The organism is Salinibacterium sp. M195 (assembly GCF_019443965.1).
GTDB lineage: Bacteria > Actinomycetota > Actinomycetes > Actinomycetales > Microbacteriaceae > Rhodoglobus.
Genome location: NZ_CP040814.1, coordinates 673,208 through 690,561, shown reverse-complemented (window position 1 = coordinate 690,561; position 17,354 = coordinate 673,208). Strand labels below are relative to the sequence as shown.

Sequence of the window (17,354 nt, the reverse complement as noted above, 5' to 3'; positions counted from 1 at the left end):
TACTCGCCACAACTGCGACTGTCGTACCGACCTAGCGTGAGGGCTGGTTAGCTTTCGTAGCGCTCTACCCGCAGCACACAGCTGAGTTCATCTTCGGCGACAGGGATCGCAATGTTCCAGTCAGCGGATGCGCCGGGCTCGGTTGCGTCGACATCTACCTGAGTGAGAGCACGAGTATCGTTTGCCCCGTTGAGCAGCGAAACATAAATGCGGTAGGTGACACTCGTGTCGGTCGAATTCGTGACGCTACCGGAGACAGTCCACTCATCGCCGGCTCGCTTGCACTCGTCGACTGTGGAGTCAGCGAGCGCACCCTGAAGGTTCTCGCCTGTTCCCGGTGAATCCTGAATATCAGTGATGCCTGGCGTCTGCTCTGCTGCAGCGGAACTCTCGGCCGGATCTGGCTGACCATCGGTACCACTGTTGGTGCAACCGGCAAGCGTGAGTGCCAGAATCGCGAAGGGTACGGCCGTAGCGGTCAGTCGTGTGCGGAGCTTCATGAATTTTCCTGTCGTTGTCTTCTGCGTGCGAGCAGGATCAGTGCGAGGCCGGCGAGCAGTGTGCCCAGCCCGGTTGCGAGGGTTCCTCGGGGGTCTGATCCAGTGTAAGAGAGTGCCTTGATAGGCAGCTGCAAGCTTGTTTGCGCTGACGCCACTACCGGGTCGCCCGAGTTGAGCTCTGTGCTCGTCACGGTCGCAGTCTCGAAGAGAAGCGTTCCTGCGTCGCTTTCACGAATGACGTAGGTCGCCGTTGCCGTAATCGATTCGCCCGGCGCCAACTGGCCCACTGCTCCCGGCCAGGTGCCGTAGCGCATCGCGGAAAGGCCGGCGCGGGGGTCGGCGATCGTCACGTTCGTCAGCGGCAAAGTTCCCGTGTTCGTCGCAACGTAGGTGAACGTCACAATGTCACCAGGGAAGCCCTGTTGCCCAGCCCCAAGCACTCCGGAAATCGTCAGCGCAATGCTGGGCACGTTCGGGATCGGCAGCACATCAGTGGCCGATTCAGGAGCGATAGCACCAGAGGGGGCATCCGCGTTAACGCTTGCCTCATTCACCGTCTCTTCGGCATCCACATCAGCCTGCGTGATTACGTACGAGGCCGTTGCGACGAGCTTCTTCCCAGGAGCAAGCTCACCGGCTGTTCCCGGCCAGATGTAACTGAGCGCAGAAAGATCAACCTTGAGGTCGGTGATAGTCACCGCGGTGAGCGTTACGTTTCCGGTGTTGACGACCTCAATGCGGTAGTTCACTGTTGCGCCCTGCTGGGCGTACGTTGCGAACGAACTCGTCTTCGCGATCGTCATCGACGGATTCTCGGCGATCGGGGTTGATCCCGCCGCTGAATCAATCACCACGGCGCCGACAACGGGCTTGCCCGAAGTCGAAGCGTCAGAACTGATCGAACCTGAATCCACATCGGCCTGAGTGAGCACGTGGGTTGCTGTTGCGGTGGCGATCTGTCCCGGAGCGAGCACGCCAGGCGTTCCCGGCCACGTGATCGTTACCGTGCTCAGATCGAGCTGATCGTCAGCGATGGTCACACCGTTTAGCGTGACTTCGCCGTTGTTCAGTACCTCGAAGCTGTACTCCACGGTGTCGCCGGCTCGGCCCGTCGCTGCAGCAGCCAGCACCTGCGTCTTCGTGATCTGGATGTCTGCAGTTCCCACAGCTGTCGGTGTGACGACAGTGTTTGACGTGTTGGCGACTGCACCATCGCTCGGGTTCGTGGCCGAGACTGCTGCGGTGTTGGAAGCAGAACCAGCATCGAACTCAGCCTGTGTCACCTGATAACTCGCCGTCGCGGTGACGGACTCACCCGGAGCCAGCACGCCGCTAGTGACAGGCCACGCGCCGTACACAACGGCAGTCGTGCCGAGCTTCGGATCAGAAACAGTGACACCGCTGAGAGTCGTCTCGCCGTCATTCAGAACCGTGAAGCTGTAGTCGATCCACGAACCAACGACGACGGGGTTACCTGAATCGCGAACCGTGCCAACCTTGCCAATATCAAGGGACGAGGCTGCCGCCACGAGAGGCACAACGGTGACTGCCGAATCAGCATCCACGGCGGTTGCGGCCGGAGAGTTTCCTTCACCAGTCGCGATATTGCGTACTTCGCCGGCGTCGACATCCGCTTGATCGATGAGTCGAGTCGCCGTGACAGTAACGCTTTCGCCCGGAGCGAGAACACCAGGAGCTGCGGGGTTTGGCCACGTGTAGACGAAGTCCGTCAGTCCAGGAATCGTATTCGACAGCGTCACGCCATCGAGCGTTACGTTGCCATTGTTGGCGATTCTGAAGCTGTAGTTCATGCTGTCGCCGAGCACGCCGGTTGCCCCAATGGCGAGTGCCGCCGTGTGCGTGGTCACGATCGATGGCGTTGCTGGCTCGGTCGGGTTGGTGACCGTGTTCGAGACACCGGTTACTTCGGTGCCATCCGGTGCGGTTCCGATCGCCGTCGCCGTGTTCTCGACTGTGCCCTTGTCAACGTCGGCCTGAGTAACCGTGTACACCACGGAGCCAGCGGCCTGCTCGTTCGGGCCGAGAATACCGGTCGCCGAGGGGAAGGTCAGGTCAGAAGGCACAACGTCGATGAGCTGGTCGAGCACGCCGACGAGACGCAGGGTCACGTTTCCGGTGTTCTTCACGATGAAGCTGTAGGTGATTTCAGAGCCGACTCCACCAGAACCAGAAGTCATGACGCCCGACTTCTGGGCTGTAATGCTGGGGTTGGCTGCCGCCGTCGGTTCACGATCAACGTTCGAGTTTGCCGTCACAGCGTCGCCGCCTGGCGTCACTCCCCGAACGGATGCGGTGTTGTCTACGTACCCGAGGTCAACGTCGTCCTGTTCGAGAACATAGGTTGCGCTGGCCGTCGCGGATTCGCCAGGGGCGAGCACGCCGCTGTTGGCTGGCCACACGATCGAGTTGATCGAGACGTTGTCGATACTGTCGGTGATGGTCACCGTGCGCAGCGTGACGTTTCCGGTGTTGGTGACAACGATCGTGTAGTTGATGGTGTCGCCGGGGCCGTTCTCGCCGGCAACTGCGAGCTCGCTCGATTTAGTCACCTGGAGCAGACCATCCGCGGCCAAAACAACCGTTGCCGGTGCGGTGGCCGTCGCGGCAGCACCAACCGGAGGAGTTCCCTCGCCGGCGACGACACTGGAGACAGCACCAGAGTCGATGTCTGCCTGCGTAAGCGCCTGCACTCGAACAGCGGTGACGGTAGCGCCGGGGATGAGTTCGCCCACGATCCCTGGCCACGTGTAGTCGCCGGCCGGTAGCGAACCGATAAAGTCACTCAGTTCAACGCCCGACAGCGTCACGTTGCTGTTGCTGGTGAAGCTGTAGCTCCACGTGACCGTGTCGCCGGCTTCTGCCGGGCCAGCATTCGTCAAGGCGCCAACGTTAGTGACAGCAACCACAACGCTCGGAGCCTCGGTGGACACCTCTGTCGTGTTCGATACCGCTGAAATGTTGTCGCCGCGCACCGGAACGGCCGTAGCACTCGCAGTGTTCTCCACGTAGCCGCGGTCAACATCCGACTGACGGATGAGGTAGCTGGCCGTTGCGATCACAGTTTCGTTTGGCGCGAGAGTTTCTGTCGCGGTTGGCCACTGCACGTCAGGCGTGGTCATTCCGGGAAGCAGGTCGGTGACAACGATCGAGCCGATCGTCACGTTGCCGGTGTTGCGAACCACGAATTCGAATTCGACACTGTCACCAATGCCGTTCTCGCCGGTCAGCGCGATTGCTCCCGACTTCACGATTGTCATGCTCGGCTGCGGTTGAACCGTCGGCACGATAACTTCGTTCGAGGTCGCGGCAACGTCGACATCGTTGGGGTCGGTGGCTCCGACATCCGCAATGTTCGCTATGTAGCCGCGGTCAACATCATCTTGCGTGAGCTGAACGGATGCTTCACCGATCACCATTTCGCCGGGGAGCAGAATGCCGGGCTGGGCCGGGTTGGGCCAGGTGATGACAGGAACGCTCAGTCCGGGAAGCGGATCACGCAGTTCGCCGTCGTGCAATGTCACGTTGCCGGTGTTGATGACTTCGAGGCGGAAGTCGACCCAGTCGCCAACCTGTCCGATTCCACCGGCACGCAGCTGGCCCCACTTCTTAGCTTCGAGGTCGCCGTTTGCGGGAATGAGAACCGTTGCGGGCGCAGTCTCGCTGAACTCGACACCAGAGGGAGGCGTGGCGTCACCGCGCACCGTGTTCACGACGGAGCCGGAGTCGATGTCATCTTGAGTGAGCATGTAGGTCGCTGTTGCCGTCACCGTCTGGCCTGGCTCGAGCGTGCCTGCCGTGGCGGTAGGCCACGAGAAGGTGAGCGCAGAAACACCGCTGAGACCATCGACGAGGTCAACGCCGATGAGGGTCTGGTTTCCTGTGTTCGTGAGCGAGAAGTCGAACTCAACGAGGTCGTCAGCGAATCCTGTCGATCCTGGCGCCAGAGCACCACTCTTAGTCACGAGGATGCTCGGGGCTGCAGCATCCGTCGGGGTCGATGCCACCGCGGTGTTGCTCGGTACGGCAACGTCGGTCGGCGAGGTGCCGTTGGCGACGGCCGAGTTGTCGACGCGGCCGAGGTTTACGTCGGCTTGCGTGATGGCGTAGGTCGCTGTTGCTGTTGCCGTCTCGGTGGGGGCGAGCACACCGTTGGCTCCGGGCCAGTTCACTACAGGAGTGCTGAGTCCGGGCAGGGGGTCAGTGATGACGATCTGGTCAACGGTGACGTTTCCGGTGTTTTCGACGAGGAACGTGTAGGTGATGATGTCGTTGACACCAGCGTTTGCACCAGTGCTCGATGACTTGGTCACGGCAAGTGATGCGGCGGCCGGGGCGACTGTTGTCTCCGTTACCGTCGTGCTGACCGAGATCGTGTCGCCGACAGGCGGCTTTCCACTGGCCGTTGCAACGTTCGATACCGTGCCGCGGTCGACATCGTCTTGAGTGATTGTGTAGTCAGCGACTGCCGTAACCGTTTCACCTGGTTCCAGAATGCCTTCGGTCCCTGGCCAAGTGAAGACTGGGGTGCTGACACCAGCGAGAGCGTCAACGAGGTTGACGAGAGTCAACGTGACGTTACCCGTGTTCGTAATGCCGAAGCTGTAGTCGATCGTGTCGCCAGCGTTGCCCTCATTGCCGACGCCGTTGAGCGCACCAGTTTTCGTGACGCTCATGCCGGACTGCGGCGCAAGAAGAACGGCCGCTGTCGCAGGATCACTCACGTCATCCCCGCGAGGCGGGGTGCCAGAGCCGACCGCTTGGCTCGACACCGTGCCCGCATTGATCTGGGCCTGAGTGAGAGCGGATGTTGCCGTTGCCGTCACCGATTGACCAGGCTCGAGAGTGCCCGGGGTTCCCGGCCACACGTAGGTCATGCCAGAGATCAGCGGTAGCGCATCCACAATTGCTACGCCCGTGAGCGTGACGTTGCCGGTGTTGGTCAGTTCGTACGACCAGTTGACGATGTCGCCCTCATCGGCGCGCGCCGGGTCAGCCAATACGCCACTCTTCGTGAGGTCGACAATGGCCCGAATCGCTTCGGTGGGAACCGTGTTCGCTTCTGAGCCATCGGTGACAGCGGTGTCGTTGGGGTCAAGGCCCTTAGCCGTTGCGATATTCAGCACGGAGCCCGCATCCACATCGACCTGAGTGATCACATAGGTGGCCGTCGCTGTCGCAATCTCGCCAGGAGCCAGTACGCCGGGACTTGCCGGTGTTGGCCAGGTAATCGTGATCGCCGACAACTCCGGCAGGGGATCGCTGAGCGTCACCGTGTCGAGGGTGACGTTGCCCGAGTTGAGGATCTCAAAGGTGTAATCGATCGTGTCGTTGAGGTTGGCAGAACCGCGCGGTGTACCCGTCTTGGTAACGGTGACGTTCGGTGCCGGCAAAACGGTCGGAACGATGACGAGGTTGGATTCCTCAGTGATGACCACACCAGCAGGAGTCTTCGCAGACATATCAGCTTCATTGGGGATGAAGCCGCGGTCGACGTCTTCCTGAGTGATCACATACGTGGCGACCCCGAGAACTGATTCGCCAACGGGAATCTCGCCAGGCTTGTTGTTGTCTGGCCAGGTGATTACGGGAACGGAAAGTCCGGGCAACGGATCAAGCAGTTGCCCCTCAGTGAACGTGACGTTTCCGTCGTTGGTCACGGTAAGACGGTACTCAACGGTGTCGCCAACAGCGCCAACGCCGCCGTTCAGGATCGTGCCCGACTTGAAAGGAGTCAGCACAGGAGCAGGCGTGATCGTGACGGTTTCGTCTGCGGTGTCGTTGACAACGACTCCGCCCGGCGGGGTGCCCGCTGCGGTGACCGTGTTGTCGACCTTTCCGGCATCCACATCAGCCTGCGTGAGCGTGTACGTCGCAACGGCTGTTGCGCTCTGGCCGGGCGCCAACGCGCCGTCAGTTGCCGTTGGCCAGGTGTAGGTAAGAGCACTGAGAGTGGGCAGCGGATCGGTCAGCGTCACGTTCGTGAGGCTGACGTTTCCCGTGTTGCGTACGGTGAACGAGTACTCGACCGTGTCACCCTCGAAGCCAGTGGCGCCAGGTTCGAGCGCGCCATTCTTCGTGGTCTCGATCGCCGCGGCAGCCGTCACGGTCGGCACGTCAATGGGGCCAACCGAGTTCTCAACAGCACCGAGTGGAGACGTCGCGTCGACATCCGCCGAGTTACGCACGTAGCCAAGATCGATATCCGCTTGCGTGATGGCGTACCACGCGGTCGCCGTTGCCAAGGCGCCTGGTGCTAGCTCTCCGGCAACACCGGGCCACGAGTAAACGATGGTCGACAGCCCGACGAGCGGGTCGTCGATCGCGACACCAGTGAGGGTCGTATTGCCAGTATTCTGCAGCGTGAAGTTGTAGCGAACGAGGTCGCCAAGCGCCGCGCCATCCGGCGTTGTACCGACCTTGTCGATCGTGACGGATGCCGCGCGGTCAACGGTGGGGTTTACCGCAGGGTCAGAGAACTCGAAGTACTCACTGCCATCTGGGGTCGCACCCAGCGCTTGAGCGGTGTTCGAGACGGATCCCGCGTCGATATCTTCTTGAGTGATTGCGTAATTCGCTGTAGCGGTCGCCGTCTCTCCGGGAGCGAGAACTCGGTCGACGCCTGGCCACGTGATGACCGGGTCGCTGACACCCGCCATGGAGTCGACGAGGACTACGCCCGAAAGCGTCACGTTGCCCGAGTTGGTAACGCTGAACGAGTAGTCGATGACATCGTCGACGTCACCTAGTTGGGTGCCGAGGTCTCCGGTCTTCACGATCGTGAAGTCGGGGGCTGGCGTGAGCGCGAGCGTTGCGGATGCTGGCTGGGTCACAGCAGATCCGGTCGGCGGAACACCCATGGCGTTGACGCTGTTGGATAGAGAACCTGCATCGATATCGCTCTGCAGGAGCGTGTACGTTGCGGTCGCGGAAACATCATCACCAGGGTTGAGAAGACCGTCGGTCGCCGTTGGCCATGTGCCGAACGTCACAGCCGTGAGCCCTGGCAACTGGTCGATGAGGTTGACGGATGTCAGAGAAACGTTTCCGTCGTTCGTGACGGTAAAGCTGTATTCAACTGTGTCGCCCGCGACTCCCGTTGCACCAGCCGCAAGGGCCGCGCTCTTGGTCGCGGTAAGCGACGGAGCAGCCTCAACGATTTCGGTGACGACCTCGGGCGAGGATCCGGTGACCGGAGTGTTCTGTGCACCGGTTCCGCTGGCAGTGGCCGTGTTGACGACCTCTCCCGCGTTTACGTCGTCCTGAGTGATTTCGTAGGTCGCGGTCGCGGTGACGCTCTCCAGGGGAGCAAGAGTCTGCGTGGTGTTTGCGGCAGGCCAGTTGACGGTGAGACCCGTGAGACCGGGTAGCGGGTCAGCGAGAGTGATGCCAGAGACGGTGATGTTTCCATCGTTGGTGATCGTGAAGGAGTACGCGATCTCGTCGCCGAGTTCGCCCGCGTCGGCCACGACCGCCGACTTGTCTACGGTGAGGAGCGGAGCGGGCCGAACCGTCGGAATGATGACGGTGTTCGTGATTGCGGGAACCACCACGTTATTCGGGGTCAGGGCTTGAACGCGCGCGGTGTTGTCGCGGTAACCGCGGTCAACGTCTTCTTGAGTGAGCGCGTAAGAGGCGGTTCCGGTGACGGACTCGCCAACCTTGAGCACGCCAGGCTCTGCCGGAGTAGGCCAGGTAATGACGGGAGGCGTGATTCCGGGCAGCGGATCGAGTAGCTCGCCCTCGTGCAGGGTGACGTTGCCGGTGTTCGTCGCGACGAGGGTGTAGTCGACAATGTCGCCGACTTGACCAATTCCACCGGCGCGGAGCTCACCAAACTTGCTCGCGCTGAGGCTCGCATTGGGCTCAACGACAACGGTTGCGGGGACCTCGGTACCATCGACATCCGCTGTGCCGGGGTCGATTCCAGACGGCGTTGCAAGGTTGACGACAGAACCGGAGTCCACATCGCTCTGCTTGAGCTCGTAGGTTGCGACAGCAGTAGCCGTTGCTCCCGGCGCGAGCACACCATCAGTCGCGGTGGGCCACGTGTAGGTGATGGCAGAAAGGTCAGCGAGCGGGTCCGTCAGGGTCACACCGGTCAACGTGACGTTGCCGTCGTTCGTGATGGTGAAGGAGAACTCGACGATGTCCTCGGCCTCGCCCTCGGCGCCTGACTCCAACGCACCGGTCTTTGTTGCCGAAATAGCAGCAGACTGCGTGACGAGAGGCGTAACCGCGGCAGGAGAGTCATCGGTAACCGCTGCGCCATCGCGAGCGGACTTGGCATCGCCGGACGCGACATTGCTGACCGAGCCAGCGTCGACATCCGCCTGAGTGATCGTGTAGTTCGCGGTGGCAGAGACGGACTCGCCGGGAGCCAGTTCGCCGTCCACACCAGAAAGCCACTCGCCGTAGACGAGAGCGCTGAGGCCAGCGAGAGAGTCGGTGATCGCGGCATCCGTCACGGTGACGTTTCCGCCGTTCAGCATCGTGATCGTGTAGCTGATCGTGTCGCCGACAACACCGGTGCCGTTGAGCACGGCGTCCTTGGTCGTCACGAGAACCGGGGCGGACGTTTCAGTGGCGACCGTAACGGTGTTGGAAGGCTGATCGAGGATCGCTCCAGCAGGAGTCGAAGCGAGCACGCTTGAGTCGTTATCGACGAAGCCACGGTCGATGTCGTCCTGCGTGAGGGTGTACGTCGCGGTCGCGGTCAGCACAGCATTGGGAGCGAGAGTCTGGGAGGGGTTGCCTGTCCAGTCGTACGAGATCGCCGAGACACCATCGAGTTCGTCGATGATGCTGATCGAGCTCAACGTGACGTTACCCGTGTTGGTCACGGTGAACGTGAAGTTCACGGGGTCGCCGAGACCGCGCGCGGCCGGAGTCACGTCTTCTGCCTTGACGATCGTGATTCCCGCATCGGGAGCCAGCGGCACGGTCGCAGCGGTGGTCGCATTGGCGACAGCACCGCGCGCCGGAGTACCGGATGCGGTCACGGTGTTCACGACGGAGCCCGCGTCGACATCCGCCTGCGTCACGACGTAGTCGTCAGCGGTTGCCAAGACGCTATCGCCGGGGTTCAGCTGACCGGAGATTCCGCTGGGGAAGGTTCCGAAGACGGGCGTCACGCCGGCAAGAGCATCGTTAAGGGTTACGCCACTGAGGGTGACGTTTCCGGTGTTGGTAACGGTGAAGGTCCAGTCGATCAGGTCGCCTGCGTCCTGAGCGGCGGTGCCGGCCTTCGTGACCGAGATACCGGGGGCAGCAGGCGCTGTCGGCGTCGTCACCGAAGCCACAGGGCTTTCGATCGGTACTGCGCCGAGCAAGGTTCCTTGAGACTTCACGGTGTTCGTGACCGCACCAGCATCAACGTCGGCCTGAGTGATCGTGTAATTCGCGGTCGCCGTGGCTGTCTCACCTGGCAACAGGGTGGTCGACGAGAGCGTGGGCGTTGACGCACCCAGGAGTGGGTCGTTCAGCACGAGGTTTTCTACCGTGACGTTACCCGTGTTCTTCACCGTGAAGTCGTAGGGGATTACAGCCCCGACAGCGGCAGGGCTCGGCACGTTAGCGGGCAACACTGTTTTCGTCGTGGTCAGCTCTGGACGCTGCAGACCAGTCGCCACGGTCACGGGGCCAGAAGACGCGTTCACCTCGGGCGCTCCCCCTGGAGGCTGTGCACTCACGGTCGCCGTGTTCGTTACTGTTCCGAGATTGATGTCATCTTGATCGATAACGTAGGAGGCCGTCGCTACCGCGGTCTCTCCGGGCGCGAGCTCGTTATCTGCTCCTGGCCAGACGAAGGTGGGCGCAGCGAGACCGGGCAGGCTGTCGATCAGCGTGACAACAGTCAGGGTCTGGTTTCCCGTGTTGCGCATCGTCATCGTGAAGATAACGGTGTCGCCGAGTGCCCCGTCGCCAATAACTTCGGATGTCTTTTCGACTTCGATGCGCGGGGTAGCCGTGATCGACACCGTCTCCGAATCAGTCTCGGTGAACGGTGTCCCGGAGGGCGGGGTAGCGCTGAGCGTTGCGGTATTGCTGACGGAGCCAGCATCCACATCGGACTGCTTCACCGTGTAGTTGGCGGTAGCGGTGACGGTTTGACCCGGAGTGAGCACACCCGTGGCGCCTGGCCACGTTGAGGAGATCGTGCCAAGACCGGGGAGCGGATCGGTGACACCCACGCCTGTGAGCGTGACGTTTCCCGTGTTCTTCGTCGTGAAGGTGTAGGTGATGGTGTCGCCGGCGAGGCCGACCGAGCCCGGAGCGAGTGCGCCAGTCTTCGTAAACGTGGCAACTGGGTTCGCAGCGACTGTAGGCGTGACGACCTCGTCAGAGGGGTCCGTGATGACACCCGCAGAGGGAGAGGTGCCCTGACCTGTTGCCGTGTTCGTGACCGAACCGGCGTTCACATCGGATTGCTTGATCGTGTACTTCGCGGTCGCGACAACCTGTGTGCTTGGCTGCAGCGTTCCAGTCACGCCACCGGGCCAGGCGCCGTAGGTGAGCGTGCTGAGTCCCGAGAGCGGGTCACTCGCCGACACCGAGGTGAGGGTCGTGTTTCCCGTGTTGCGAACCGTAATCGTGTACGTGATGACATCGCCAACGGCAGCGGCTCCGGCAGCGCTCGAGGTCTTGGTAGTCAGGATGCCGGGAACGCGGGTGGCGGTCGGCGTCGCAACAGCGGCAGACGATGCTGTCGTGTTCGGCCCAACGGGCGGCTTGCCCGAGACGGAAGCCGTGTTGTTCACAACACCAGCGTTCTGGTCAGCCTGACGGATGACGTAGTCGGCAGTCGCCGTCACGGTCTGTCCGGGAGCAAGGCGGCCAACGGTGCCGCTCGTCCAGGTGCCGTAGGTCAGCGCGCTGAGACCGGGACGCGGGTCGGCGATGATCACGTTGGTCAGCGTGACGTTTCCGGTGTTCTCCGCAGTGAAGGTGTAGCGGATGGTGTCGCCCACGACACCCGTGCCGGGAGAAACAATGGCGGCGGTCTTGTCGAGCGTGACGGTCGAGTTCGATGCGAGGGGAAGTGTTGCCGGAGCAGTCGCTGTTGCGGGTGATCCGCGCGGCGGGGTTCCCGCACCGTTGGCCGTGTTCGACACAGCGCCGGCATCGATATCGGCCTGCTTCAGAACGTACGTGGCCGTGGCGGAAACACTCTGGCCTGGAGCCAAGGTTCCTGCCGTTGAGGGCCAGGTGCCGTAGCTCACTGCTGAAATGTCCGGCAGGGTGTCAGTGACTGCCACCGAGGTGAGGGTCACATTGCCCGAGTTCGTGAGCGTGAGGCTCCACGTGACAACGTCACCAGCAACGCCCTGCGCACCCGGCGCGAGAGCGCCCGACTTCGTCACACCGATCTTCGGTGCTGACGCAATGGTCGGCGTTACGACCTGCGGCGACGGGGCAGTCACAGCAGCGCCAGTGGGAGGCGTGCCCGTTGCTGTCGCAATGTTCTTGACCGAACCGGCGTCGACATCCGCCTGAGCAATTGTGTAGGTGGCGGTTCCGGTGACGGTTGCGTTCGGGTTGAGCTGGCCGCTGACACCACCTGACCACACGTAGGTCGGGGTGGAGAGTCCGGTCAACGGGTCGGTCAATGTGACACCCGTGAGCGTGACGTTACCGGCGTTGCGTGCCGTGAACGTGTAGGTGATCGTGTCGCCGATAGCGCCGGTTCCGGTGCCACCGACAACGGCACTCTTGGTCGTAACGAGCGCTGGCGAAGCAGCAACAGTGGGCACGACAGCCTGCGTCGACGTTGCCGTAGCAACGGGGCCTGATGGCGGAGTTCCGGATGCCGTGGCCGTGTTCTTCACAGAGCCAGCGTTCACGTCAGACTGCTTGATTGTGTAGGTCGCCGTTGCGGTTACCTGCGCGTTGGGAGCGAGGACTCCCGTCGTGCCGCCCGGCCAGGTGCCGAACGTGACAGCCGAGAGATCCGCAAGAGTGTCGGCGATGCCGACGCTCGAAAGAGTGACGTTTCCGGTGTTCTTGACGACGAACGAGAAGGTGACCGTGTCGCCGACCTTGTTTGCGCCCGCAGCAACGGCACCAGTCTTCGAGACGGTGAGCTTCGCGGTCGAGGCGAGCGGAACCGTGGCGCTGCTGGTCTTCGGAGTAGCGGCGCCGCCGCTCACACCCGTTCCCGTTGCGGTCGCGGTGTTCGCGATCGAACCCGCGTCGACATCCGTCTGCTTCACCGTGTAAGTAGCGGTGGCGGTCACTTGAGTGTTCGGCGCCAACGTTCCGGTTGTTCCCGAAGGCCACGTGCCGTAAGTGATCGACGAAAGACCAGAGAGTGGGTCGCTGACCGCGGCACCCGTGATCGTGACGTTGCCGGTGTTGCGGATGACGAAGCTGTACGTGACGACCTCGCCAGCAACGGACGTGGATCCGGCCGGCAGCGTGCCCGACTTCACGAGCGAGAGAGTTGGGGCCGGGGTAACGGTCGTCGTCACCACGGGGTTGGAGTCATCGCTGACGGGAGTCGCGCCCGGAGCTGTTCCCGCTGCTGACGCCGTGTTGGCGATCGAGCCAGCATCAACATCCGACTGCTTCACGGTGTAGCTTGCGAGGGCGGTGGCCGTCTGTCCCGGTGCGAGAGTGCCCGCAACACCAGGCCACGTGATGGCCGGAGTGGAGAGTCCCGCGAGTGAATCGGTGAGCGTTACACCAGTGATGGTCTGGTTGCCGGTGTTCGAGATGGCGATCGAGTACGTGATCGAGTCGCCAGCTTTGGCACCCGAGGTCACGTTCGCTGACTTCGTGGTGGCGAGCTGAGGCGCACCAGTGATCGTGGGCACGTTGGCGGTCGACGGCGCAGAAGTGGCCGTTGCATTTGTCGGAGTCTTGCCCGAGACGGTCGCCGTGTTCGATACCGAGCCAGCGTTGACGTCAGCCTGCTTCACCGTATAGGTGGCCGTTGCTGTCACTGTCTCGCCCGGAGCAATACGCCCGGCAGTCGCGGTGGGCCAGGTGTAGACGGGTGCCGAGAGCCCCACGAGCGAGTCCGCAATGGCGACCCCCGTCATGGTGACGTTGCCGGGGTTCGTGATCGTGAACGAGAAGGTCATCGTGCTGCCGACTCCGCCGGTGCCCGAAGTAACGGCACCCGTTTTCGCCACGGCGAGAGCACCGTTAGCCGCAACCGGAACGGTGGCCGGATTCGTAGCGGATACGGCTGCACCGGTGGGAGGGGTACCGCGCGTCGTTGCCGTGTTCGCTACCGAGCCGGCATCGACATCCGACTGCTTCAAAATGTAGGTTGCCGTGGCAGTGACCTGCGTGTTGGGCAGCAGGCGGCCTGCAGTTCCGCTGGGCCACGTACCGAAGGTGACGGCGGTGAGGCCGGGAAGCGGGTCGGTGACTCCCACGCTCGTGAGCGTGACGTTACCCGTGTTGCGAACGACAAAGGTGTAATTGACGGTGTCGCCCGCGACGCCCGTAGCACCCGTAGCAAGAACGCCGGTCTTCGCGAGAGAGATCGTGCGAACGGAGGCGATCGTCGGAGTCGTCACCTGAGGTGAAGGATCACTGACGGCTGTAGTGCCGAAGTTGCCCGTCGAGGTTGCGAGGTTCTTGACCGAGCCAGCATCGACATCGGACTGCACGATTGTGTAGGTCGCCGTGGCGGTGACCTCCCAGTTGGGCTGCAACGTTCCCGTCGTGGAACCCGGCCAGGTGCCGTAGGTCAGTGCCGAGAGACCAGTGAGCGGGTCAGCGATTGTCACGCCCTTCAGCGTGACGTTACCGGTGTTCTTGGCGGTGAAGGTGTACGTGATGACATCGCCAACGGCACCCGTGCCCGCAACGCTGGCCGTCTTCGTGGTGGTGATAGACGGCGACGGCGCGACGGTCGGCACAACGGCCCGCGGCGAGGTCGCCGTCACCGTTCCCCCGGTCGGCGTTGATCCGGATGCCGTAGCCGTGTTCTCAACAGAGCCAGCGTTAACGTCAGTCTGCTTGATCTCGTAGGTCGCCGTTGCGGTGACCTGAGTATTCGGAGCCAGCGTGCCCGCCGTGCCACTCGGCCAGGTGCCGAAGGTGACTGCGGAGAGGTCCGGAAGCGTATCGGTAATGCCGACGCCGGTGGCGGTGACGTTGCCAGTATTGCGCACCACGAAGGAGAACGTCACGGTGTCGCCGACGGAACCGTTTCCGGTCGTGACTGCGCCCGACTTGGAGACGGTGAGGGCTGGGCCAGCAGTGATCGGAACTGTGGCGGGGCTGACGCTGGTGACGGCGGCGCCGGTGGGCGGGGTGCCTGAACCGGTGGCGGTGTTCGATACCGAGCCGGCATCCACGTCTGACTGCTTGAGCGTGTAGGTAGCGGTGGCCGTAACCGACTGTCCGGGCGCGAGCGTTCCGGCGGTGCCCGACGGCCAGGTGCCGTAGGTGAGCGCCGAGAGATCGGGGAGCGTGTCGGTTGCCGACACCGACGTCAGGGTGACGTTGCCCGAGTTGGTGAGCTTGATCGTGAAGTTCACGGTGTCGCCAGCGCGGCCGGTCGAACCGGCGGCAAGCGCACCCGACTTGAGCGTCGTGATAACGGGGTTCGCCGTGACGGTCGGAACAGTGATCTCGGGCGAGGGGCTACTGACCGTGGTGCCGCCATGGGTTCCGCTACCGGTGGCGATGTTCTTCACCGTTCCGGCATCGACATCGGACTGCTTGATCGTGTAGGTCGCGACCGCGGTGACTGTCTGGCCGGGCGCCAACACACCTGTGGCGCCGGGCCAGGCATAGGTCAGCGCCGAGAGTCCGGCATGCGGGTCAGCGATCGTGACACCGGAGAGTGTGACGTTACCGTTGTTCTTCGCGGTGAACGAGTAGGCGATGACATCGCCGAGCTTGCCGGTTCCGGCGCCGGCAATTGCAGCCGACTTCGTGGTGGTGATGACGCGGGTCGGTGCGACCGTGGGCACAACAGACTCGGCGGAGGGCTGGGTCACTAAGACACCGGCCGGTGTCTTAGCCGTAGCGGTTGCCGTGTTCTTAACCGACCCGGCATCTACGTCGGACTGCTTGACCGTGTACGTCGCGGTGCCCGTAGCCGTCTGACCGGGAGTGAGTACTCCGGTCGCGCCGGGCCACGTTACTGAGATTGAGCTAAGACCAGACAGCGGGTCGGCGAGAGCAACCTGGCTGAGCGTGACGTTTCCGTCATTCTTGACGCTGAAGGCGTACGTGACCACTGAGCCGACTGCGCCGGACCCTGTTGTGTACGCCCCCGACTTGGTGACGACCATCTTGGCGTCGGCCGTGATCGGAACGGTCGCGGGAGTCGCGCGCGTGACGTCAGCTCCGGTGGGAGGGGTTCCCTTTGCGGTCGCGCTATTCACGACTGCGCCGGCGTCGACATCCGATTGCTTCACTGTGTACGTTGCCGTGGCAGTGACGGACTGGCCGGGAGCAAGGGTGCCAACGGTGCCCGGCCACGTGCCGTACGCGATGGCCGAGAGGCCAGATAGTGGGTCAGTGATGCCAGCATTCGTGAGCGTCACATTGCCAGAGTTGGTGAGAACGAAGGAATAGTTGACGGTGCTGCCTGCTGACGAGCCGCCCGCGAGCGCCCCGGATTTCGCGAGAGAAACGGCAGGCACGCGAGTCTGCAGGGGAAGGTCAACGCGAGGGGATGCCGCAGTCACGGCCGTGCCGCCGGGAGATGTTCCCGAGCTGGTGGCCGTGTTGCGCACCAGACCAGCATCCACGTCGGACTGTTTCACGGTGTACGTCGCGGTGGCGGTCACGGTCTGGCCCGGAGCCAGAGTTCCTGCGGTTCCCGGCCACGAGTAGGTCAGAGGGGAAAGCCCGGTAAGCGGGTCAGCAATCGCGACTCCGGTGAGGGTGACATTACCGGTGTTCTTCGCGCTGAAGTTGTAGGTGGCGACGCTGCCAACACCCTTGGGGTTGGCGACCGTGCCCGATTTCGTTGTTGTGAGCGCGGGAGCTGCTGGCGCCGTTGCCAACGTCACTTCGTTACTGACTCCACTCACGGCAACGTTCTTCGGCGTCCGACCGGAGACGTTCGCTTGGTTGACGATCTTGCCGGCGTTGACGTTCGCTTGGGTGACGGTATAGGTGGCTGTTGCTGTCGCCGTCTGCCCCGGGGCTAGTCGGCCGGATGTTCCTGGCCACGTCACCGCAAGAGCGGAGAGTCCAGGCAGTGGGTCAGCGAGCACCACCGAAGTGAGGGTCACATTTCCGGTGTTCTTCACGGAGAAGGCGTAATTGACGGTATCGCCAACGTTGCCGACCCCAGCGCCCGCGTACGTCGCCGACTTCGTCGTAGCGAATAGCGCGTTGACAGGGATGGGAGTTGTGCGGTTTGCCGTAGCCGTCGGCTTTATTCCGCCATCCGCATCAGTGCCAGTTGCGGTCGCGGTGTTCGCGATCGAACCGGCATCTACGTCAGCCTGGGTAAGCGTGTAGGTTGCTTGGCCCGTTGCCGATGCTCCAGGGGCGAGCGCCCCAGCGGTACCGGTCGGCCAGGTGTAGGTGATTGCGGACAATCCAGGGAGCGGGTCAGCGACAGCCACTCCAGTCAGCGGCGAATCTCCGCTGTTGCGGACCGTGAACGTGTAGTTGAGGGTGTCGCCTGCGCGACCCGTTGCACCACCGGCGAGCGCGCTCGTCTTGGTCAGCGCGATGGCCGAAAGCAGCACTCGTGTCGAGTCACTTCCGGTCGCGGAGTTCGCACCGACCACCGTCGAGGCTGACGCCGTTGCGGTGGTGTCGTAGCTGGCACTCGTCGGACCGTTCGCCGTACAGGTGTAGGTATACGACTGCAGCGGAGCAAGGGTGACTCCAGTCAGAGCGCGCACA

Annotated in this window: 2 protein-coding genes; both read right to left on the bottom strand. The window is 62.7% G+C overall.

Features of this window, described 5'->3' with window-relative positions; translation table 11 throughout:
* Positions 1–47: 47 nt before the first annotated feature.
* A complete protein-coding gene (locus FFT87_RS03280) occupies positions 48–500 on the bottom strand; it encodes a hypothetical protein (protein ID WP_219949941.1) in 453 nt (150 codons plus the stop codon).
* Positions 497–17,353, bottom strand: coding sequence for a DUF11 domain-containing protein (locus FFT87_RS03275; RefSeq protein ID WP_219949940.1), 16,857 nt, complete (start codon positions 17,351–17,353; stop codon positions 497–499). The genes FFT87_RS03280 and FFT87_RS03275 overlap by 4 nt, the downstream gene beginning before the upstream one ends.
* Position 17,354: the final 1 nt, after the last annotated feature.

Excerpts from the sequence above, each read along its gene's own strand:
- FFT87_RS03280 (WP_219949941.1), bottom strand. The coding sequence starts at position 500 with ATGAAGCTCCGCACACGACTGACCGCTACGGCCGTACCCTTCGCGATT.